The sequence below is a fragment of the Acinetobacter pittii ANC 4050 genome (assembly GCF_000399685.1).
Taxonomy (GTDB): Bacteria; Pseudomonadota; Gammaproteobacteria; order Pseudomonadales; family Moraxellaceae; genus Acinetobacter; species Acinetobacter pittii_E.
The window spans coordinates 897,394-918,454 of the sequence record NZ_KB976987.1; the positions used below are offsets into that span (position 1 = coordinate 897,394).

The following is a 21,061-nucleotide window of genomic DNA, read 5'->3' on the forward strand; positions in this document are numbered from 1 at the left end:
CCATATCCAGCATGTTAATTAATAGCCAATGTGGGCACTATAAGATTAAAGCTAGCTTTAAGGTCAAGGCTTTAATTTTGATATGTCAAATCTTTGACATTTAGAAGAAATAAAATAAAAACAATTCAAGATTAAAAAGATACAAAGTTGAGTAGAGTCTTCATATAAATTTTATTCTTAAAATATGATTTAAGATGATTGACCTTAAAGTTAACTTCAAGCTTAGTATAAATATTCAAACTTTTATAACGAATCTATAAACAGTTTTCAGCAGGAGAACAAAGATGGGATATGTAACAACAAAAGACGGTGTAGAAATTTTTTATAAGGACTGGGGACCACGCGATGCCCAAGTTTTATTTTTTCATCATGGTTGGCCTTTAAGTTCAGATGATTGGGACACACAATTGCTTTTTTTCCTTAAAGAAGGTTTCCGCGTAGTTGCTCATGACAGACGTGGGCACGGGCGTTCAAGTCAAGTGTGGGATGGTCATGATATGGACCACTACGCAGATGATGTCGCAGAAGTGGTTAAACATCTGAACATTAAAAATGCAATTCATATTGGTCACTCAACGGGTGGTGGTGAAGTAGCTCACTACATTGCGCGTCATGGTGAAGAAAATGTTGCGAAAGCTGTACTTGTTAGTGCGGTTCCACCATTGATGGTTAAAACTGAAAATAATCCTGAAGGTTTACCAAAAGAAGTTTTTGATGACCTGCAAAATCAAGTTCTCACAAACCGTGCGCAATTTTTCCGTGACCTTCCATCAGGTCCGTTTTATGGTTTTAACCGACCTGATGCGAAGCCATCTGAAGGCATCATTTCTAACTGGTGGCGCCAAGGCATGACAGGCAGTGCAAAAGCACATTACGACGGTATTGTGGCATTCTCACAAACTGACTTTACTGAAGATTTAAAGAAAATCACGGTTCCTGTTTTGGTGTTGCATGGTGACGATGATCAGATCGTGCCTTATAAAACTTCTGGCGTGAAATCTGCTGAGTTACTTCAAAATAGCCAACTCAAAATCTATCCAGGTTTTTCTCATGGCATGTTAACTGTTAACCATGAAGTAATTAATGCGGACTTGTTGGCTTTTATTCGCGAATAATTAAAAGCGTTTAAACTTCAAAAAAGAGGCCTAATGAGAGCCTCTTTTTTTTATATAAAATTAATAAATTCAAAATATTAAATTTAGAAATACTAAAAGGTATTGACATTAAAGTTAGCTTTAATCTTAAAGTAAAGCCATACTGAATGAGGTCATTCCAATGAAAGTTTTCGAAAAATTAGTATTCCCAAATGGCTCATATGTTCCTAACCGTATTGCTAAAGCGGCAATGGAAGAAAACATGGCTGATTTAAACCACGCACCATCAGAAGAATTAATGCGTCTATATCAAGCTTGGGCAAATGGTGGCGTAGGTTTAATCATTACCGGAAATGTAATGGTAGATCGCCGCGCAATGACTGGACCGGGCGGTGTCGTGCTGGAAGATGAAAAACATCTAGATACTTTTAAAAAATGGGCACAAATTGGCCGTTCAAAAGGCGCTCAGGTTTGGCTTCAAATCAACCATCCTGGTCGTCAAATGCAGTCAAATTTAGGGCAACAAACATGGGCACCTTCTGCTGTTGCTTTAGATTTAGGAAAAATGTCAGACCGTTTTAATACACCAATCGAAATGACTGAATCTATGATTGCAGAGGTGATTCAGCGTTTTGCAAACACTGCGCGGTTAGGTGAAAAAGCAGGATTTACTGGCGTAGAAATTCATGCAGCACATGGTTATTTATTAAGCCAGTTTCTTTCTCCACTCAGCAATAAACGCCAAGATCAGTGGGGTGGTTCTTTAGAAAACCGTGCTCGTATCTTAATTGAGATTGTAGAAGCAGTTCGTAAAGTGGTTTCACCTGAATTTACTGTGGCGGTAAAACTAAATTCAGCCGATTTCCAGCGCGGTGGGTTTAGTGCTGAAGATGCTCAACAAGTGGTTAAAATGTTAAATGAGCATGCAGTCGATTTGGTGGAGCTTTCAGGCGGTAGTTACGAAGCGCCAGCAATGCAGGGTCAAGCACGTGATGGACGAACACTTGCTCGTGAAGCTTACTTTTTAGAGTTTGCACAAGAGATTCGTAAAGTTGCCAAAATGCCTGTTATGGTAACAGGTGGCATACGCCGTAAGCAGGTAGCAGAGCAAGTAGTTGAAAGTGGTGTAGATATGGTCGGTATTGCCACAGCACTAGCAATTGAACCTAATTTGCCAAATGCTTGGAAACAAGGCCACAATGTCACACCAGAGCTAAAACCAATTACTTGGAAGAATAAAACACTCGCTTCACTTGCGAATATGGCTGTGGTCAAATTCCAGTTACGTAATTTAAGTTCTGGCAAAAAAACAAAACCAAATGTTTCACCAGCTTGGGCTTTAATTTTGCAACAATCAGCGATGTCATGCCGTACCCGCCAATACAAAAAAGGTATGCGTGATTATTCATTTGCTTCTTAATAAAAGAGTAGTGTTATGACAAATCCTAACGATTCAAATTGGATAATCTATGGAGCAAATGGCTACACGGGTGAGTTAATCGCTCGTGAAGCTGTACGCCAAGGTCTAAAACCAACTTTGGCTGGTCGTAACAAAGGCAAGGTTGAAACACTCGCTCAAGAGTTGGGGCTCAACTATAAAGCTTTTGGACTTGATAGCGTAGATGCAGTAAGTGAGCAAATCCAAGGCTTTAAATTGGTCATGCACTGCGCAGGACCATTTTCAGCGACCTCGAAGCCCATGATGGAAGCTTGTATAAAAGCAGGTGCTCACTATCTCGATATTACTGGTGAAATTGCAGTTTTTGAATTAGCGCAGTCACTTAACAGCCAAGCCGAAAAAGCCGATATCGTGCTTTGTCCGGGTGTTGGTTTCGATGTGATTCCGACAGACTGTGTGGCAGCTGCCTTGAAAGAAGCACTGCCAGATGCGACTCATTTAGCACTTGGTTTCGACTCAAGAACAGGACTTTCACCGGGTACTGCCAAAACCAGTACAGAAGGTATGGCAGAGGGTGGAAAAATTCGTAAAAATGGAAAAATTACTACAGTTCCATTGGCGCACTACGTCCGAACTATTGATTTTGGGGACGGTAAAAAAAGTGCTATGAGCGTTCCGTGGGGTGACGTATCTACAGCGTTCTATACAACAGGTATTCCAAACATTGAGGTGTTTGTACCCGCATTTCCCAAAATGATCGTGTGCGCGAAAATGATGAACTATGTACGCCCCGTATTAAAACTAAAAGCTGTGCAGAAGTTTATTAAGTCGCGTATTGAAAAAACGGTCGTTGGGCCAAATGAGGAACTCCGTGCGAAAGTACCAACCTATGTATGGGGTGAAGCGAGAAACTCACGTGGGGAAATAAAAACCGCCCGTATCCAAACAGAAAATGCTTATAGCCTTACGGTTAACGGCTCTCTAACTGTAGTGAATTATTTACTCAAAAATACCGTGAAAGGCGGTACATATACACCTGCAAAACTGATGGGCTATAGGCTAGTGACTGAGTTGCCGGGTTCTGGTCCGCTGGTCATTAATTAAAAGCCTTTATTAAAACAGCATGTTTATAAATAGTCCCGAACAAGGAGTCATTCTTGTTCGGGTTATTTTTAAATATTTCAATTAAATATAGCTTTATATAGATGAAAGAAAAACAGCAAACAAAACACTCCATAAGAAATAATTCAAATTGAATATACTAAAAAGCGATAAATATTTTTCATAACAAAGGAATGAGAATAATGAGAAAACTCATACTATTTCTACATGCATCGCTTGATGGTTTTGTGGAGGGTCCAAATGGGGCAATGGACATAGGTTGGATTGCTTACGACGCTGATTTAGCAAATCATGCCAAAGAAGTTTTGAGCACTGCCGATACTGTGATTTGGGGGCGTGCAACTTACCAAATGATGCATAATTACTGGCCAACCATGCTTTCAAACCCAGAAGCTTCGGAGCACGAACGAAATCATGCTGAGTGGATTGAAAAGACAGAAAAAATCGTTTTTTCAACTACTTTAGATACAGTTGAATGGAATAATTCCAGACTGGTGAAAGACCATGTCGAAGAAGAAATTAATAGACTCAAACAAGAACAAGGCAAGGATATGGTGATTCTGGGGAGTCCTCGCTTTGCGCATTATCTGATGCAACTTGGTTTAATTGATGAATACAAAATTACGGTTTCGCCTGTGCTGATTGGTAGTGGCTTGCCACTATTCCAAGGTATTCAAGAAAAGACTAATCTTAAACTTATTGAAAATAAAACGTTTGCTTCAGGTGCAATAGGCCTTCACTATAAAAAGATTGGCTGATTTTTTATAGTATTTACATGAAAAAGACGAATTACAGAATAGGGCTGTAATTCGTCTTTTTAGATTTATTGAATGCTACTTAAACGCTTAACAACTGCCTCGGCAATTTCTTTACTCGACTGAGGGTTTTGTCCCGTAATAATTCTGTCGTCCGAAACCACATATGAGGTAAATGGAACAAATGCTTGTTTATATTTTGCTCCACGTTCAATGAGTCTATTTTGTAGTGAAAAAGGAACTTGAGACTTAATACCCGACAGCGTTTCTTCAATATTTGCGAAACCCGTAACGGTTCTATCTACAATTAAAGGTTTGCCATTTTCATCCTGCAAAGGTAATAAACCACCCACGCCGTGACATACTGCTGAAATGATCCCTCCTTGGCGATAGATCTGTTCACTAATGTTCTGCAAGGCTTTATTGGTCGGGAAATCCCACATAGTGCCGTGGCCACCAGTATAGTAAATAGCTTTATACTGGGTAGGATTAATTGCGCTCGGAGCTAACGTTGTTTTTAACCGCTGCATAAACGCTGGGTCAGCTAAATGATGACGTGCTGATTTGTCTAAGTAAATGGACTTTAAACTACGTTCATCTAGAGGAATCTGACCGCCTAAAGGACTTACAAAATCCATATCATAGCCAGCAGCTAAAGCCACATCATAAAAATGAGTGAGTTCAGTCAGCCAAAGTCCTGTTTTATCCGAACGGGAAGGGTAAGCCGAATGATTGGTCATCACGACTAAAATTTTTCCATTTGCTTTGCTAAGGCTTTGAGTTTTATCTAACTCTGCGGCATATGCCACATTGGTAGTCAAAAAAATAGCAAAAATAATGGTTAACCAACGCTGAAAATCCCAAACTTTAAACATCACAGGTTCCTCATCTATCACCTGTGATCTATCGTATGTTTAAAGTGTACTTTAAGGTCAATAGTTCTTTAAGAAATTACGGTGTTCTTGCTTTGTCGTAATAGAGGTTCATGAGTCGTTCTGCATTTTCTTCGCAAGTAATTTCATCTGGTTTGTTATTAATCGCTTCAACCATGGTTCGTAAATTTTGCTTACTCACTTTTAGTTTTTGTTCTAAAAGTTCAATTTCTTGAATTTTTGATTCAAGTGTTTGGATGAGTGCGTCATGGTTCCAACTACTCACTTTTGAAGGAAGAAAGGCTTTAATTTCTGCTAAAGAAAATCCAACTTGCTGGGCTTGTTGAATTAAGGAAAGTTGCTTTAAATCGTTGTCGGTATATTCGCGGTAGCCATTTGATTTTCTTTTGGCTTTAGGTAAGAGTTTGATTTGCTCGTAGTAACGAATTGTAGGGGTACTTAAACCGCTTAGTTTAGATAACTCGCTAATATTCATAGCCACATACTCTATTGACATTCAAGTTAACTTTAGACTTATAGTCATGTAAAAGCAAGGTTCATAACTTTACCAAGCACACACTTTCAGTAACAGCTTTCTATGTTTTGATAGATGAAAGATAAAATTATAAATATGAAAAATGAGGTGATGAAATGTCTAAACGTATACTACACGTCGTGACCAATGTTTCACGCTATAAAGATATCGATGAACCAACAGGGCTGTGGCTAGGCGAGCTTACCCATGCCTATGATGAATTTGAAAAGCAAGGCTATATACAAGACATTGTTAGTCCCAATGGCGGAAAAACTCCGATTGAACCAAAATCATTAGGAGCTTTGGTTTCTGACAAGTCTGTAAAAGCGAGGGAAGATGATCAAGCTTTTATGACTTTATTGGCCAATACTTTTAAGCCTTCCGATATTAATTGGCAAGATTATGATGTGATCTATTACACAGGCGGTCACGGTGTCATGTGGGATTTTTTAGATAATCCTGAACTGCAAGAAATCACTAAAAATATTTATGAAAAGGGTGGCATTGTTTCGAGTGTCTGTCATGGGTATTGCGGCTTGCTCAATATACGGCTTTCAAATGGCGAACGACTGATAAAAGACAAAAAGTTAACGGGCTTTGCATGGAGTGAAGAGGTTTTGGCAGGGGTCGCGAAAAAGGTCCCATACAATGCTGAAGAGTTGGCTAAAGAATATGGTGCACATTATGATAAGGCCTTTGTTCCATTTGCACCGCATGTGGTTCAAGACGGCAATTTAATTACAGGACAAAACCCGTTTTCTGCTAAAAAAACAGCTTTAGCGATAATAGAAGAGTTAGAAAAGTCATAATTTAATGACTCAAAAAAACCTAAAAGCAAAACCAGCAACGGCTTTGCTTTTAGGGTATCTAAATAAGTAGTTGTTGTAGAAAACTAATATTAAGGAACAATCACAAAATCAGGGTTTGCGATTGCAAAAATTGCTTCGCGATCTGCAACTGGCGGATAAATCCAGACCGTATTAATTTCTTGTTTAATTTTTTTCGCCTCTTCACGTACAAACTGAACTTTTCGATCCCATCCTTCAGTATAAAGTGCGCCCCATGGGCCTAAGTCAACACAAGTCACATACTTTGGTTGGCTATAGGCATGTAATGGTAAATCAACCAATTCTGCGGCAGCATTGTAACCAGCTACACGGCCTAGGCTCATCGCATGCTGACATGACATCACGTTAAAATTACCTAAATCGTCGGTTGGAACTTTTACCGTATCACCCGTCACAAAAATATTTTTTGCCTCAGGTGCATGTAAATAAGCATTCCCTAAAATACGGCCTAAATTATCTTTTTCACCTGCAATTTGAGAGGTAAGCGAGTTCGCTCGCATGCCTGCAGTCCAAATAACCGTCTTTGCTTCAATTCTTTCGCCGTTAGAAAGGGTTACACCAGAAGCATCAAGTGCAGTAACGCGTAGCCCAGCTTTACCTTCCACACCGAGTTCGTCGAGAGCTTCACGAATGATAGCCGCAGCTTCATCACCCAATGCTGCACCAATTTCTGTAGATGAATCGACTAAAACCACACGAATATCAGTTTCACCTAAAATATTACGCAGACGTTCTGGCATTTCAGTCACTGTTTCAAGCCCAGTCAGGCCGCCACCAGCAACAACTACAGTATTACGAGCTGCATTTGCAGGTTTATGGGCTAAGTTTTTAAGATGCTGGTCTAATTTTTCCGCATCTTCTAATGTGCTTACGCTAAATCCATACTCGGTAAGACCTGGTATTGGTGGCATAAACGTGGTGCTTCCAGTGGCCAGAATAAAACGGTCATAGCTTAAAGTCTGTTTATCGCCCTGAGTTGTGGTAATCACAAGATTTTGGGCAGCAGCATCAATTTCATTTACCCAGCCAGCTACATATTTAACATCAACTACGCTTAATAGTTCTGAAATATCAGGGTACATATTTTCAAGTACAGCTTCATAAAGACGAGGACGAATATCCACATTTGGACTAGGGGAAACCATTACCACTTCAATGTTTTGTTCTTGCGAAGCTAAGTGAATTGCCCGTTGTGCAGCAAGTGCAGCCCATAAACCAGCAAAGCCAGAACCTGCAATAATAATACGTTTACTCATTTGATTATCCTTTTGATAAGTTTTCGGACAACACATTCCAGCTCATCACAAAATTTAGGGTGAGCGAATCCATTCTCTGATTTTCCGAAAAAATCTGAGAAGGCGTTTAAAAAGGATTAGGGGGAGTTTACTTTAGGGCGCGGAGCCCTATCAGCTTATTAGTCGGGCGTATCCCGTGATATTTTACTTTTTCGCATTTTTGCTGTTCTTCCTTCAATGCGTTCACTGATCCAACCATTTACATCACTAAAAAATACGTCGGGTGCATAACGGCCAAAACGGTCTGCAATATCGCCAAGTGTATGAGCACCTAAAGCGTCTCGCATGGCTTTTTCAGCCTGTAGCATGACTGCATGCACTGCGCACACACCACTGGTTGCCCAATCTGGTGGGGCATTGTTAAAGACTGCACATTTTCCACGGACTTCTTGACACTCAAAAAGCGGTTTTTCACCCTCAATTGCATTCACGATATCTAAAAAACTAATTTCGTGCTCAGAGCGAGCCAGTAAATATCCGCCGCGAACACCTTCTTGTGCTACAACAAGTCCAGCCTTTTCAAGTTTAGGAAAAATCTTGGCCATAAAACTTGGAGAAACTCCTTGTAATTCGGCAAGATCCTTACTACTCAAAGGTTTATCTTCATTGTTCACAAGAAAAAGAAGACAGTGAATCGCATACTCGACGCTACTAGTGATATAAGCCATTTAATTTCATAATTGATCAACTATAAACACAGACTAAAGCAGTCTGTGTTTTAAGTCAATAATAAAACTAAGACAAAATTAGTCCTAGTTTTATTTGGAATTATTAAAGAGAGGGTAAATAGGCGATATATATCTGAATTTAAATACCTTTAAAGTAAAATTAGGGGCTATAAATAATTTAAAAAATATTGAAAAAACTTACGAACGCCACCAATAATTTTCAACATTTGGCTCGTTTAAGTTTAAGAGTTCACCCATTTGAGGTGTACTAATCGCTAACTCGTTTTGTTGAGCCAAAGCCACTATACGTTCAAACGGGTCGTCCCAAGCATGAAGTGCCAAGTCAAAAGTACCATTGTGTATAGGCAACAAATGACGTCCTTTTAAATCGATATGTGCTTGCAGCGTTTGCTCGGGTTGCATATGAACATCTGGCCATTCAGGGTCATAAGCACCTGTTTCTAACATGGTGAGATCGAAGGGACCATAGCGATGTCCAATCTCTTTAAACCCATCAAAATATCCCGTGTCACCGCTAAAAAATACACGTAAGTCATTATCGATAATCACCCACGAGGCCCAAAGTGTTGCATTGCTATCGCCCATACCGCGGCCTGAAAAATGATGGGCAGGGGTAGCAACCAGTTCAAGTCCATCTATATGTGTGGTGTCCCACCAGTCGAGTTGCTGAACTTTTTCTGCTGGAATTCCCCATTTAATGAGCGTATCACCCACGCCAAGTGGAGTTAAGAAATGCTCGACTTTATCATTAAGTTGCATCACTGCGTGGTAGTCCAGATGGTCGTAGTGGTTATGCGATAAAATCACGCCTTTAATAGGTGGTAAGTCAGCAATGTTAATCGGTGGTTGATGAAAACGTTTTGGGCCAATCCACTGAAAAGGTGAAGCACGCTTCGAAAAAACAGGGTCAGTTAACCAAAACTCATTTTGTAGTTTTAACAAAATCGTTGAATGTCCCAAACGAAATAGAGAGCGGTCAGGTGCACTTAAAAGTTGTGCTTTTGACAAACTTAAAACAGGAATATCTCGGTTAGGTACAGTGTACTTCGGTTTATTAAACAGAAACTTCCACATGAGCTGGAGTGTTTTGCCAAAAGAAGGCTTGTGTTGGTTCGGACGTGTATTTTTAAATTTGCCATTATGCTGCTGAGATGGCATTAAAGGAGAGGACAAATCTGTTGTGTTTGAAATCGTCATCTTGTTTTTCCTTATAGGAACAAACCTATATGTACCAATAAGAACTTGGGCTAAGTGCTTATTTTAATTTAGTTAAATGAGTATTTACTCACTCATTAATTGGATTAAAAATAAGGACGCCGTGCATCCTTATTCTTTTATCTATATTGAAACTGCATGCCAAAACGCTTCAAAACCAGATTTGCGATAACGCTTGGCTTGAGAAGGGTCTTGGGCAATAAAGTTGAGTGTAACTTCGGCAAGCGCACCTAAAATTGAAGCAATAAATAACGGTGGATAATCTCTTAATTTGCCATCGTTAATACATTCTTGAATGTTTTGAGTGAGGTCACAAAAGGTTTGCATACCAATTTGTTTGCTTTGCTCGGTAATTTGTTCTGATGTGGAAAGCTGTGCCATGACTTTTCGTTTCAGGGGAGCTTCTAGACTCCAGTCCAAATAGCTTTGCCAGATATGCGACATTTGTGTTTGTAGGTCGGAGTCAGCAGGATAACCAAGCATCATGACCTGACGCAGTTCGGCCTTTAGTGAAAGATATAATTGGTTAAGCAATTCTTCTTTATTACTAAAATAGGTAAATAAAGTTCCTTCTGCCACGCCAGCAACTTTAGCAATTTTCGAGGTAGACGCACGTTCGCCAAGCTCAGCTAATATTTCAATAGCAGCGCTTAAAATTGCATTACGTTTATCTTCACTACGGGGACGAGCCATATATAAACATATTAATTGAGTGATTACTCAATCATACATAAAAATAGTTAAAGCACAAGAAAGATTTTGTGAAGGTAAAAAGAAACATGGGTATTAATCAGAAGATATTTTTACTAAGAAATATACTTATTTCTCCATTCATTAAGTGCTTTAGCGATGAGAGTTAAAGTGGATTTAAGTCTAATAATCTATTGAAATTGTATAATATATTTATAAAAAGTATAAAAATTGGCTCCTTCGATTGATCAAGAAATGGCCCTCGTTTATTCAGTTTAAAAAGTACACATTGAAGCCTAAAGATATATCCATTGTATATCTTATTACGGCTGGGAAGCCGCTTAAACTTAATACAACTAAACAAGAAGGATATTATGAAAACAGTATTGAAAACGGCTTTATATCTAGCAATCTCAATAGTATCAGTAGAAACATTCGCACAGTCTCAACAAGCAGATATGATTGTCTTAAATGCGGATATTCGTACTTCGAATCCAGCCCAACCTAAAGCACAAGCATTTGCAATCAAGGATGGTAAGTTTTTTGCTGTAGGAAATAATACGTTCATAAAGAATATGGCCAGCAAAGAGACCCAAGTGGTTGATGCAAAAGGTAAGACTATATTGCCTGGTCTAACAGATGCTCATACTCATTTATTAGGTGGTTTAGAACTATGGGAAGGCGTAGATTTATATGGAATTACTGATCGTCAGCAATGGTTCAAATTAATTGCTAAACGAGACAAAGAGTTGCCTAAAGGAGCATGGTTAACTGGTGGTCGATGGGATACCAGTATTTTAAAAGATTCAGCTATGCCGACAAAACAGGAACTTGATGCAATCATTCCAGATCGTCCCGTTGTTCTACAAGATATTGATTTCCATACTGTCTGGGTAAATAGTAAAACTCTACAATTATTGGGTATTGATGAAAATACGCCAGTTCCACAAGGTGGAGAAATTATTAAAGATCCTAAAACAGGAAAATTAACAGGAATTTTTAAAGAAACAGCAGCGACTCAATTAATTTTAAATAATCCAAAATATATTAAAGCTTTACCTTCAGGTGAAGCTGCGCTAGCCACATTAAAGAAAGTGGTAGCTCATTTCAATAGTTTAGGAATTACCTCTGTTCATGATATGTGGAACGAACTGTCAGACGTTTATCCTTCTATTTTAAACTCTAATCAACCATTGCCAATCAGAGTAAATTTCGGTCTTATGGCTGAAACAAGAGAAGGGCTAGCGACTGAAGCTCAATTCCAAGCTTATTCAAATCAGCGCAATACGCTAAACCAACGTTTTCAACAAAAAGAGCAACAATGGCATCAGGGACCACAATTCCGATTTGGCTACATTAAATATTTTGTTGATGGAACTTTGTTGAATTATACGGCAGCTTTAAATGCTCCTTATGCAGATCGACATAACTTTAATGTAGAACCAGTAGCTAACCAAGCTCAGCTTAATAGCTTAGTAAAAAAAGCAAATGATGTAGGCTTTCCTGTCGCCATTCATGCAATTGGTGATAGAAGTGTAGATATGGCCCTTAACGCTATTGAGAATAGTCCTAGTCATAAAAAGCTATTAAATCGTATTGAACATATCGAGGTTATGAGTAAAGAGGCCATGCCTCGTTTTGCACAAATAGGTGTGGTTGCTTCGATGCAGCCTGACCATGCGATCTCTGGTAATTACCAAGAGTCACGTTTAGGGGAAAAACGATTACCTTATAGTTATGCTTGGCAATCTTTATTGAGTAGTGGCGCTACGTTGGTTTTAGGCAGTGATTGGCCTACTGCACCAGAGAATCCAATGCTTCAGTTAAGTGATGCTGTATTTAGGGAATACAAGGGTAAAACACGCTATAGCGATAATGCCCTAAATTTAGATGAAGCTTTATATGCCTATACTCAGGCACCAGCAAATGTAGCGGGCTGGGGTAATGAAATTGGAAGTATAAGTGTCGGAAAATGGGCAGATTTTATTATTTTGCAAGATACCATGCGGACTCCATTAAACAAAAATATTAAAGATTGGAAAGTTATCCAAACATGGTTCTCTGGAAAGAAAGTATACGACCAGAAAATTAATCACCAATAACACAAAGAGATAAATAAAAAAGCCGAAAGGTTTTTTTATTTATCTAATTATATAAAAACACATAAATAAATAGGTCTTGTATTTTAGACAAGTTAATTTCTATTTATAAAAAATACAAGATAAGATCATGGAATGATAGGTTAATATATGAAATTAAATAAGTTGTTAATGGCTGCATTAATAATTTATTCTGCAGCAATGCCTGTGCATGCAGAAATAAATAAAGATGACTCAGCAACTAATCCATTTTTAATAAGTGGGTCACTTACTTTTTTAACAGACTATTATTGGAGAGGAGTGTCACAGACTAAAGGAAATCCTGCTCTACAAGGAATATTAAGGTTAGATCATGAGAGTGGTTTGTATGCACAAGCTTTTGCCTCAAATATAGATTTAGAAATTGGTAGTTCTCTAGAGCTTGATTATTATATTGGCTACAATTATTTATTAAATGATTATTCGAAAATAAATATTCAGTATCTAGACGTAAACTATCCCGGAGCGGATAAGTCGTTACCGAATATTAACTTTGAAGAGTATTCATTTAGCATCATAAATAACCAAATTTTGAAAAGTAATGATGAACTAAATTTTTCTATTTACTATTCACCAGAGTATTCAATGCAAACTGGGACAATGTTGCGCTATGAACTTGGTTACATCTATCCTATTAATAATTATTGGAATATTGTTGCACAGTTGGCTTATAACCAATTTTCTAGCAAAACTGCCTATGATTTACTTTGGGGGACAGATCGTAAAGATGGTTTCTATGATTATAAATTAGGAGGAAATTTAACCTTTCAGGGGCTTATTTTTGATTTATATTATGCCTCATCGAATGTTAATAAAGAACTACCAGAAGCTGATCCAACTCTTGTTTTTAGCTTAACGAAAAACTTTTAAAAATATTAATAATTATAAATATGTTGGATTAACTCAATAAATTTGGTTTAATTAAATTTATCTAATTATTTTAATTGCTGAGTTTATTGAGTTTTTAATAAAAGAAATATAATTACAAAAGGTTGAAGTTTTACAGGCAAAACAAAAAATGTTGAATGGCGCACATATTTAAATTTGTCTATTGTGTGGTTTTAATAATTGATATTTTTATATTTTACTTTTTGTTGATTTGATTTTTAGGTTGTATTTTTATTTTAGTTAATTTTAAATTGGCACCTTTGAAAGTTTTAAAATTGGCACTCGTTTTTAATAAAGAAATTTATCAAATTAGAGTGTATAAAAGCTGCACAAAAAATATATTTATAAATGGAAGTTAAAAAGATGAAGAAAGTAAATGCAGAGCGGTTGTGGCAAATGTTAATGGAAATGGCAAAGATTGGCGCAACTGATAAAGGTGGTAATACACGGTTAGCTCTTACAGATGAGGATGTCGCTGGTCGAGCACTATTAATAGAATGGGCAAAAAAAATTAATCTTTCTTGTCATTATGATGAGATTGGTAACTTAATTTTGCGTCGTTCAGGCCGTAATGAAACAGCCTTACCTATCGTTATGGGAAGCCATTTAGATACTCAACCTAAAGGTGGTCGTTTTGATGGGATCTATGGTGTATTGGCTGGAATGGAAGTGTTACAGCGTTTAGCTGAAGAGAATGTAACAACTTACCATCCCTTAGAACTCATCGTATGGATGAATGAAGAGGGTGCACGATTTACTCCAGCGATGATGGGGTCTGCTGTATTTACAGGCACTTTGGCAAAGCAAGTAGCGTATGAAAATAAAGATAAGCAGGATATTTCAGTCTATTCTGAATTAGTGCGTACTGGTCAGCTCGGAGAGTTATCTTTAGCACGCCCGTTTCAAGGCTACTATGAAGTGCATATAGAACAAGGTCCTGTATTAGAGACAAACCAAGTTGCTATTGGAGTTGTCACGGGTGGGCAAGCAATTCTTTGGTTAGATATTCAAACCAAAGGTAAAGCGGCTCATGCGGGCACTACACCTATGAATGTTCGTAAAGATACGATGGTCGGTGTTGCAACTATGATCGCTACACTTGAACAACTCATTTTAGAAAAATTTCCTGAAGGTTTAATTACTTTTGGTGAATTACAAGTAGAAAATTCTTCACGCAATACTATTCCTGCCGAAATAAATTGGACAATTGATTTACGTCATCCTAACGATGCTTTATTAGCAGAAATGGAAACTGAAGTTCGAAAAACTTTGCAATTAATAGCATCAGAAAAATCTTTAGAAATATCGATTTCTCAGCATTGGTTAAGTCCAGCTACTTATTTCGATGAAGCTTGTGTTGAAACAGTACAAACAGCCGTTGATAAATTGGGTTATTCAAATCAACAAATCGTAAGTGGTGCAGGGCACGACGCTATTAATCTTGCTACGCATTGTCCAACTACCATGATTTTTATCCCTTGTATTAACGGATTAAGTCATAACGAAGCTGAAGATATTTATTTACAAGACGCCGCACAAGGTGCCGATGTTTTACTCAATGCAATTTTGAATTATGACGCTATGCAAGCGCAAAAAAATATTAAACAACATTCATTAGCCGTTTAAAAATTAATTAACTGAAAAAAATACAAGCTTCCGGAGCGGAGTATTGTAATAAATGAGGATGGAAATAGTATGAACTCTAAAATTGCTGTAAACGCTGAAATTCAAGATATTTGGCAAAAAGATAAAGATCATGTGATTCACCCTTGGACAGATTTTACGACTTTTAAAGACGAAGGGTCGTTGATCATGTCTAAAGGCGAAAATGTATATGTTTACGATGCCCAAGGTAATAAATATTTAGATGGCATTGGTGGTCTATGGTGCGTGAATGTTGGATATGGGCGTAAAGAAATTGCAGAGGCGGTTGCAGAACAGATCATGCAATTACCTTATTTTTCACCTTTTGGCCATCAAACAACTGCACCTGCAGCAAGATTGGCAGCTAAATTGGCAGAGCTCGCTCCAGGAAATCTAAATCATGTATTTTTTGGCTGTGGTGGTTCTGTAGCAAACGATACAGCTGTACGTTTAATTCATCATTATTTTCATCAAATTGGTAAACCGAGTAAGAAAAAACTCATATCACGTAAAGATGCATACCATGGTAGTACCTATATCAGTATGACACTAACCGGAATTGAAGCCGATCATATTGGTTTTGAGATTCACAATGAGTTAGTTCACCATATTTCTTGCCCAAATCCTTACCGTAAGCCAGCTTCTCAATCAATGGAAGATTTCTGTAATGAGAAAGTTCAAGAACTAGAAGATACGATCTTGAAGCTTGGTCCAGATAATGTTGCGGCTTTCTTTGCTGAACCAATTATGGGAGCCGGCGGTGTCATTGTTCCACCAGAAGGATATCATGCTAAAACGCTAGCAGTTTGTAAGAAATACAATGTTTTATACGTTTCTGATGAAGTCGTAACAGCCTTTGGCCGATTAGGACATATGTTCGCATCTGAAGCGGTCTTTGGCATTGTGCCCGACATTATTACTTGTGCTAAGGGGTTGTCTTCAGGATATTTACCTTTAGGTGCAACAATTATTTCAGACGAAATTTATGAAGCTATTAGTAAACCACATCATAACGGCGGTTTATTAACGCATGGATTTACTTATTCTGGACATCCTGTTAGCTGTGTAGCTGCACTAAAAAATATTGAAATCATTGAAAAAGAAAATATTTGTGCGCATGTACAAGAAATGGGCGTTTATTTTGAAGAACAATTAAAAACTCTTTCTGATTTAGAAATAGTAGGCGAAGTACGCGGCAAAAAATTCATGATGTGTATTGAAAACCTACGTAATAAAGAAACGAAAGAGCTTTTTGATGGCGCTGTAGGAGTGGGTAAGCGTATTGCTAACCACTGTCAAAAACTTGGTCTTATTGTACGACCAGTTGGACATATGAATGTTTTATCTCCACCTTTAATTCTAACTAAAGAAAATGTCGATTTTGCTGTAACGACTTTAAGACAAGCAATTCTGAACACGATTCAGGAGCTTAAGGCTGAAGGCCATCTCTAAATTTTAGAGTTCACATTCCTATTACTTTTAACATCAACCTGGTCTTATTTGGCCGGGTTGATCAGACCTGCATAAAAGTAATTAAGGCCCTATGAAAATAAGTCAAAGTAGTTAAGAAAAGGCGATCATTAAATGAATAATTATATTAATGGAAAATGGAAATCCACTACTGGTAAATCACAAGTTGTAATTATTAATCCGCGTACTGAAGAGGTACTGGACTCTTATATTACAGCTTCTGTAGAAGATGTAGATGCCGCAGTAATGGCTGCGCATCAGGCGCTCACTTCGTGGAGCAATACTGAACCCGACGAAAGAGCCAGCTGGTTAAATAAAATTGCAGATGTACTTGAATCTTCAAGAGAAGTTTTAATCGAACTTTCTCATGCGAATAATGGTAAATCACGTAATCAAGCTAAAGTTGATGTCGATAATAGTATTAAATGCTATCGCTACTATGCCGATCTGGTTAAAAAATTTGCTTTTAGCAAAATTACAGATTGTGAAGATGGAGTGGAATTAACACACCATCAAAGCCCTGTCGGCGTGGTTGCACTTATTACGCCTTGGAATTTTCCTTTAATCACGAGTGCATGGAAAATCGCACCCGCACTTGCAGCGGGTTGCTGTATCGTTTTTAAGCCGTCTGAACTTGTACCTCTTCCTGAAGTTGAATTTACGAAGCTGCTTGATCAAATTAATTTTCCAGCAGGAGTATTTAATTTGATATTAGGAGACGCCGTTGCTGCTCAGCATTTAGTGGCTCATAAAGACGTGCAAAAAGTCTCATTTACAGGCAGTACTGAAATTGGCATACAAGTCATGCAAGAAGCTGCTAACTCTGTGAAGCGAGTGACTTTAGAGTTAGGCGGGAAATCTCCGATTTTAATTATGGCTGATGCAGATTTGGATGATGCTGTAGAGAAGGCAGTTTCTGGAATGTTTTATAACTGCGGACAAATGTGCTCAGCAACGTCACGGTTATTAGTACATGAATCTATAGCTGAATCTTTCTATGAAAAACTAAAAAAGTCAGTTGAGTCAATCATTATCGGTCAAGAGCAGGTAGATGACTTTACTATTGGTCCTATTACGACAAAAAAACAATTTAATAAAGTTCATGAATATTTAGAGATTGCCCAACAAGAACAATTAAATTCGCTTGTTGATTTAACAAAAATTTCACTACCAGAACAGGGCTTCTTTATAAAACCCCATGTTTTTGTTGATGTTCCTACCACAAGTCGACTCTGGAGAGAGGAAATTTTTGGCCCGGTTTTATGCTGCCGAACATTTAAAAATGAAGAGGAAGCAATTGCTTTAGCAAATGATTCTGAGTTTGGTCTCGCTGCAACAATTATGACGGGTTCAGTTTTACAAGGTAAACAAATCGCGAAAAGGCTTCGTTCGGGACATATCTGGATTAATTCATTCCAGATGATTCAACCTGGTTCCTTATGGGGTGGCTTTAAAAAAAGCGGTCTTGGCCGTGAGCTCGGTGAGTCAGGTATACGAAGTTATCTTGAAGAAAATGTAATCACTATCTAATAGCTCTTACATAACTATTGAAATAAGAAAGGGACGTCATTTTTCAATCTAGGCTCTATTGAGTTAAGGAATTGACGCACTGAAAAAAGTGCTTGCATAGATGCAGGAGAAATAAGCATGGAAGGCGAAAAAAATCGCAAAGGGCTGACCTTATGGCAAGTTGTTGTCATTGGGGTCGCTTATATGGCGCCAGCTACCGTATTTGATACTTTTGGAATTATCTCTCAGGTCACACAAGGTCGAGTACCACTAGCCTATGTATTGGCGCTATTTGCTATGTTGCTGACAGCTTTTAGCTATGCTCGATTTAGCAAACAGTCGCCAAAATCAGGTTCTGCCTATACCTATACCACAGAAACTTGTGGTAAAACGGCAGGCTTTTTTGTGGGATGGTGTTCATTAATTGATTATTTACTCATACCACTGGTAAATGTTTTATTAGCCTCTTTTTATTTACATGCCTTAATGCCAGACGTTTCATATACCGTTTGGGTCATCATTATGGTGAGTATAATTACCCTAATAAATAGCTTTCATATCAATATTTTGGCGAACTTTAGTTCAATACTGATTACTGCCACGATAGCGATGATGATGATATTTATTATTCTTGTGGTGACGGGCATAGGTAATTCACAAGGTTATAGCAATTTATTAACCATGCGCCCCCTTTTAAATGGAAATACAGAATACTTAACCTTACTCACGGGCATATCTTTAGTATGTTTTTCTTATTTAGGCTTTGATGCTGTTTCTACACTCGCACATGAAAGCCAAGATCCTACGAACACGATACCCAAAGCAATTATGCTAACCACATTGTTGGGTGGGGCAATCTTTATCACCGTATCGTGGTTTGTACAGTTATCTTTTCCATCACTTGATCAGTTTAAAAATCCTAATGAAGCATTGCCAGAAATTGCACTCTATGTAGGTGGCGCATTATTTCAATCTATTTTGTTAACAGTTCAGATTATGAATGCCTTTGCTTCTGGTCTAGCGTCCCATGCAAGTGCGTCACGATTGCTATATATCATGGGGCGTGACGGTGTCTTTCATAAAAAAATATTTGGTTCAGTAAACTCCAAATTAGGAACGCCTCTCTACTCTATCTTTTTCGTAGGCTTAATTTCATTACTCGCTATTTTTGTTGATTTAGCAATGGTGGTTAGCCTTGTCAGTTTTGGAGCTTTGATCGCTTTTACAATGGTGAATTTCTCTGTATTTATGAAATTTTACGTCATTCTTAAACAGCGTAATGGCTTTAAAAATATTTTTCTTAATTTACTTTTACCACTGGCTTCTGGAGTAGTCCTTTTAGGTTTATGGATACACCTAGAAAAATCAGCTCTTGTATTTGGTGGTATATGGCTTCTATCAGGAGGTTTGTTATTGCTGTACAGGAAAATTAAAAAACAGCCTGCCTCGCTAAATATAGCGACTCAAGAATTAGGAAAGTAATACTCAACGTAAAAAATAAATGAATTAGGGAAACATTTAAACATGAGTCTTTTAGAAGTAGTTGTAAATAGAGATAGTCATATGGAACACACTATAAAATCACCTAAGCAAGAAGGTTTTGTTATGCCGGGTGAATGGGCACCTCAAGAGGCAGTCTGGATGATTTGGCCTTATCGTACAGACAATTGGCGTGCGAATGGTCGACCTGCTCAACAGGCGTTTGCACAGGTCGCCGCAGCGATTTCCCAAACAACTCCAGTATTTATGGCTGTACCCAAAGCGGAAATGACTAATGCTCAACAAGTTATGCCTGAAAATATTACTTTAGTAGAAATGGAAAGTGATGATGCTTGGATGAGAGATACAGGCCCAAGTATTGTGAAAAATAGTAAGGGTGAACGAATCGGAATTGACTGGGTATTTAATGCATGGGGAGGGGAAAAGGGCGGTTTATATTTCCCGTGGGACCAAGACCAGCTTATTGCCAAAAAAGTTTCAAAGTTTCATGATATTAAGACTTATTCAACCCCTCTTATTTTAGAAGGTGGTGCAATTCATGTGGATGGTGAGGGAACATTACTCACCACTGCAGAATGCTTGTTAAATGAAAATAGAAATTCACACCTAACTCAAGCTGAAATTGAAAACGTTTTAAAAGAATGTTTAGGCGTTTCAACATTTATTTGGTTGCCGCTTGGGGTATATAACGATGAAACAGATGGACATGTAGATAACATGTGCTGTTTTGTACGTCCTGGTGAGGTTGCTTTACATTGGACAGATGATGTTAATGATCCACAGTATCCGCGTTCTCTTGCTGCCTTAAAAGTATTAGAAAATAGTCGTGATGCTTTAGGGCGTCAGTTAAAAGTTTGGAAACTACCAGCCCCAGGCCCACTATATGCGAGTGAAGATGAAACGATTGATGTTGAAAAAGGAAATGCAATTGAACGAATCGAAGGTAATCGTCTAGCGGGTTCATATGTAAATTATCTCATTAGTAATAAACAGATTATTTTTCCATTACTAGATGAGCGTACAGACGATCAAGCAAAAGCAATATTGCAACAGATGTACCCAGACTATTTAATTACAGGCGTTGAGGCCCGTGAAATTTTATTAGGCGGGGGGAATATTCATTGTATTACCCAACAGATTCCAGCCTCTGTTGCTTAATATGATTAAGCTTTTAAAGCGCTTAATCTAATAAAGAATGTAGGGTAAAAGCTATCTACGCGATATCTTTTACCCTTTATTACATCAGTCAACTTATTAGATCTCATATTTCTGTGACTCTAAATTTTATTTAATAAATAGATATCATATTGATAAATATAAATTCAGTATTTATTTGTGTGCGCATGCACATAAATAAATTGACATGGAGCTTCGCTGTATTAATATGTGTGCACATGC

General features: G+C 37.9%; 18 protein-coding genes. 12 read left to right on the forward strand and 6 right to left on the reverse strand.

Annotated features, from left to right (window positions below; translation table 11 throughout):
- The first annotated feature begins 284 nt into the window (after window positions 1-284).
- From cpo to F931_RS08135, 4 genes are all read left to right on the forward strand, one after another.
- On the forward strand, window positions 285-1,115 hold the full coding sequence (gene cpo, locus F931_RS08120; RefSeq protein ID WP_004792098.1) for an alpha/beta fold hydrolase: 831 nt from the start codon (window positions 285-287) through the stop codon (window positions 1,113-1,115).
- 160 nt (window positions 1,116-1,275) lie between these two features.
- Entirely contained in the window at window positions 1,276-2,514 is a 1,239-nt protein-coding gene (locus F931_RS08125; protein WP_016140900.1) for an NADH:flavin oxidoreductase/NADH oxidase family protein, read from the forward strand.
- Between the two features lie 15 nt (window positions 2,515-2,529).
- Window positions 2,530-3,597 (forward strand): saccharopine dehydrogenase family protein, encoded by a 1,068-nt coding sequence (gene lysl, locus F931_RS08130; protein WP_016140901.1) that lies wholly within the window; start codon window positions 2,530-2,532, stop codon window positions 3,595-3,597.
- Between the two features lie 200 nt (window positions 3,598-3,797).
- Window positions 3,798-4,373 carry a dihydrofolate reductase family protein gene (locus tag F931_RS08135; protein ID WP_016140902.1) on the forward strand — a complete coding sequence of 192 codons (576 nt, stop codon included), beginning with the start codon at window positions 3,798-3,800 and terminating at the stop codon, window positions 4,371-4,373.
- 65 nt (window positions 4,374-4,438) lie between these two features.
- Here F931_RS08135 and F931_RS08140 read toward each other — a convergent pair whose 3' ends face one another.
- Window positions 4,439-5,245: a type 1 glutamine amidotransferase domain-containing protein gene (locus F931_RS08140; RefSeq protein WP_016140903.1), complete on the reverse strand. Its 807-nt coding sequence runs from the start codon at window positions 5,243-5,245 to the stop codon at window positions 4,439-4,441.
- A gap of 76 nt (window positions 5,246-5,321) precedes the next feature.
- Window positions 5,322-5,738 (reverse strand): MerR family transcriptional regulator, encoded by a 417-nt coding sequence (locus F931_RS08145; protein ID WP_016140904.1) that lies wholly within the window; start codon window positions 5,736-5,738, stop codon window positions 5,322-5,324.
- 155 nt (window positions 5,739-5,893) lie between these two features.
- On the opposite strand from F931_RS08145, the gene F931_RS08150 reads away from it, so the two are divergent.
- Window positions 5,894-6,586 carry a type 1 glutamine amidotransferase domain-containing protein gene (locus tag F931_RS08150; RefSeq protein ID WP_016140905.1) on the forward strand — a complete coding sequence of 231 codons (693 nt, stop codon included), beginning with the start codon at window positions 5,894-5,896 and terminating at the stop codon, window positions 6,584-6,586.
- A gap of 89 nt (window positions 6,587-6,675) precedes the next feature.
- Here the strand turns inward: F931_RS08150 and yjlD are convergent, their stop codons facing one another.
- The 4 genes from yjlD to yhgD form a co-directional block, all read right to left on the reverse strand.
- Window positions 6,676-7,881 carry an NAD(P)/FAD-dependent oxidoreductase gene (yjlD, locus tag F931_RS08155; protein WP_016140906.1) on the reverse strand — a complete coding sequence of 402 codons (1,206 nt, stop codon included), beginning with the start codon at window positions 7,879-7,881 and terminating at the stop codon, window positions 6,676-6,678.
- A 158-nt stretch (window positions 7,882-8,039) separates the two neighbouring features.
- Window positions 8,040-8,588 (reverse strand): RrF2 family transcriptional regulator, encoded by a 549-nt coding sequence (locus tag F931_RS08160; RefSeq protein WP_016140907.1) that lies wholly within the window; start codon window positions 8,586-8,588, stop codon window positions 8,040-8,042.
- A 198-nt stretch (window positions 8,589-8,786) separates the two neighbouring features.
- The gene (locus tag F931_RS08165; protein WP_016140908.1) at window positions 8,787-9,806 is read right to left on the reverse strand and encodes an MBL fold metallo-hydrolase; all 1,020 of its coding nucleotides are present in this window, start codon (window positions 9,804-9,806) and stop codon (window positions 8,787-8,789) included.
- Window positions 9,807-9,947: 141 nt separating this feature from the next.
- Window positions 9,948-10,517 carry a TetR/AcrR family transcriptional regulator gene (gene yhgD / locus F931_RS08170; protein ID WP_016140909.1) on the reverse strand — a complete coding sequence of 190 codons (570 nt, stop codon included), beginning with the start codon at window positions 10,515-10,517 and terminating at the stop codon, window positions 9,948-9,950.
- A gap of 371 nt (window positions 10,518-10,888) precedes the next feature.
- On the opposite strand from yhgD, the gene F931_RS08175 reads away from it, so the two are divergent.
- From F931_RS08175 to aguA, 7 genes are all read left to right on the forward strand, one after another.
- The gene (locus F931_RS08175; RefSeq protein ID WP_016140910.1) at window positions 10,889-12,616 is read left to right on the forward strand and encodes an amidohydrolase; all 1,728 of its coding nucleotides are present in this window, start codon (window positions 10,889-10,891) and stop codon (window positions 12,614-12,616) included.
- Between the two features lie 147 nt (window positions 12,617-12,763).
- Window positions 12,764-13,522 carry a TorF family putative porin gene (locus tag F931_RS08180; protein ID WP_016140911.1) on the forward strand — a complete coding sequence of 253 codons (759 nt, stop codon included), beginning with the start codon at window positions 12,764-12,766 and terminating at the stop codon, window positions 13,520-13,522.
- 381 nt (window positions 13,523-13,903) lie between these two features.
- Window positions 13,904-15,166 (forward strand): Zn-dependent hydrolase, encoded by a 1,263-nt coding sequence (locus F931_RS08185; RefSeq protein ID WP_016140912.1) that lies wholly within the window; start codon window positions 13,904-13,906, stop codon window positions 15,164-15,166.
- 69 nt (window positions 15,167-15,235) lie between these two features.
- Window positions 15,236-16,636: an aminotransferase gene (locus tag F931_RS08190; protein ID WP_016140913.1), complete on the forward strand. Its 1,401-nt coding sequence runs from the start codon at window positions 15,236-15,238 to the stop codon at window positions 16,634-16,636.
- A gap of 132 nt (window positions 16,637-16,768) precedes the next feature.
- Window positions 16,769-18,184, forward strand: coding sequence for an aldehyde dehydrogenase family protein (locus F931_RS08195; protein ID WP_016140914.1), 1,416 nt, complete (start codon window positions 16,769-16,771; stop codon window positions 18,182-18,184).
- Window positions 18,185-18,301: 117 nt separating this feature from the next.
- A complete protein-coding gene (locus F931_RS08200) occupies window positions 18,302-19,645 on the forward strand; it encodes an APC family permease (protein ID WP_016140915.1) in 1,344 nt (447 codons plus the stop codon).
- A gap of 81 nt (window positions 19,646-19,726) precedes the next feature.
- Window positions 19,727-20,821: an agmatine deiminase gene (gene aguA, locus F931_RS08205; protein ID WP_025470296.1), complete on the forward strand. Its 1,095-nt coding sequence runs from the start codon at window positions 19,727-19,729 to the stop codon at window positions 20,819-20,821.
- The last annotated feature ends 240 nt before the right edge of the window (window positions 20,822-21,061 follow it).

What these genes read in the sequence shown, in the direction of transcription:
- cpo (WP_004792098.1), top strand. Translation starts at nt 285, where the DNA reads ATGGGATATGTAACAACAAAAGACGGTGTAGAAATTTTTTATAAGGAC.
- F931_RS08125 (WP_016140900.1), top strand. Translation starts at nt 1,276, where the DNA reads ATGAAAGTTTTCGAAAAATTAGTATTCCCAAATGGCTCATATGTTCCT.
- lysl (WP_016140901.1), top strand. Translation starts at nt 2,530, where the DNA reads ATGACAAATCCTAACGATTCAAATTGGATAATCTATGGAGCAAATGGC.
- F931_RS08135 (WP_016140902.1), top strand. Translation starts at nt 3,798, where the DNA reads ATGAGAAAACTCATACTATTTCTACATGCATCGCTTGATGGTTTTGTG.
- F931_RS08140 (WP_016140903.1), bottom strand. Translation starts at nt 5,245, where the DNA reads ATGTTTAAAGTTTGGGATTTTCAGCGTTGGTTAACCATTATTTTTGCT.
- F931_RS08145 (WP_016140904.1), bottom strand. Translation starts at nt 5,738, where the DNA reads ATGAATATTAGCGAGTTATCTAAACTAAGCGGTTTAAGTACCCCTACA.
- F931_RS08150 (WP_016140905.1), top strand. Translation starts at nt 5,894, where the DNA reads ATGTCTAAACGTATACTACACGTCGTGACCAATGTTTCACGCTATAAA.
- yjlD (WP_016140906.1), bottom strand. Translation starts at nt 7,881, where the DNA reads ATGAGTAAACGTATTATTATTGCAGGTTCTGGCTTTGCTGGTTTATGG.
- F931_RS08160 (WP_016140907.1), bottom strand. Translation starts at nt 8,588, where the DNA reads ATGGCTTATATCACTAGTAGCGTCGAGTATGCGATTCACTGTCTTCTT.
- F931_RS08165 (WP_016140908.1), bottom strand. Translation starts at nt 9,806, where the DNA reads ATGACGATTTCAAACACAACAGATTTGTCCTCTCCTTTAATGCCATCT.
- yhgD (WP_016140909.1), bottom strand. Translation starts at nt 10,517, where the DNA reads ATGGCTCGTCCCCGTAGTGAAGATAAACGTAATGCAATTTTAAGCGCT.
- F931_RS08175 (WP_016140910.1), top strand. Translation starts at nt 10,889, where the DNA reads ATGAAAACAGTATTGAAAACGGCTTTATATCTAGCAATCTCAATAGTA.
- F931_RS08180 (WP_016140911.1), top strand. Translation starts at nt 12,764, where the DNA reads ATGAAATTAAATAAGTTGTTAATGGCTGCATTAATAATTTATTCTGCA.
- F931_RS08185 (WP_016140912.1), top strand. Translation starts at nt 13,904, where the DNA reads ATGAAGAAAGTAAATGCAGAGCGGTTGTGGCAAATGTTAATGGAAATG.
- F931_RS08190 (WP_016140913.1), top strand. Translation starts at nt 15,236, where the DNA reads ATGAACTCTAAAATTGCTGTAAACGCTGAAATTCAAGATATTTGGCAA.
- F931_RS08195 (WP_016140914.1), top strand. Translation starts at nt 16,769, where the DNA reads ATGAATAATTATATTAATGGAAAATGGAAATCCACTACTGGTAAATCA.
- F931_RS08200 (WP_016140915.1), top strand. Translation starts at nt 18,302, where the DNA reads ATGGAAGGCGAAAAAAATCGCAAAGGGCTGACCTTATGGCAAGTTGTT.
- aguA (WP_025470296.1), top strand. Translation starts at nt 19,727, where the DNA reads ATGGAACACACTATAAAATCACCTAAGCAAGAAGGTTTTGTTATGCCG.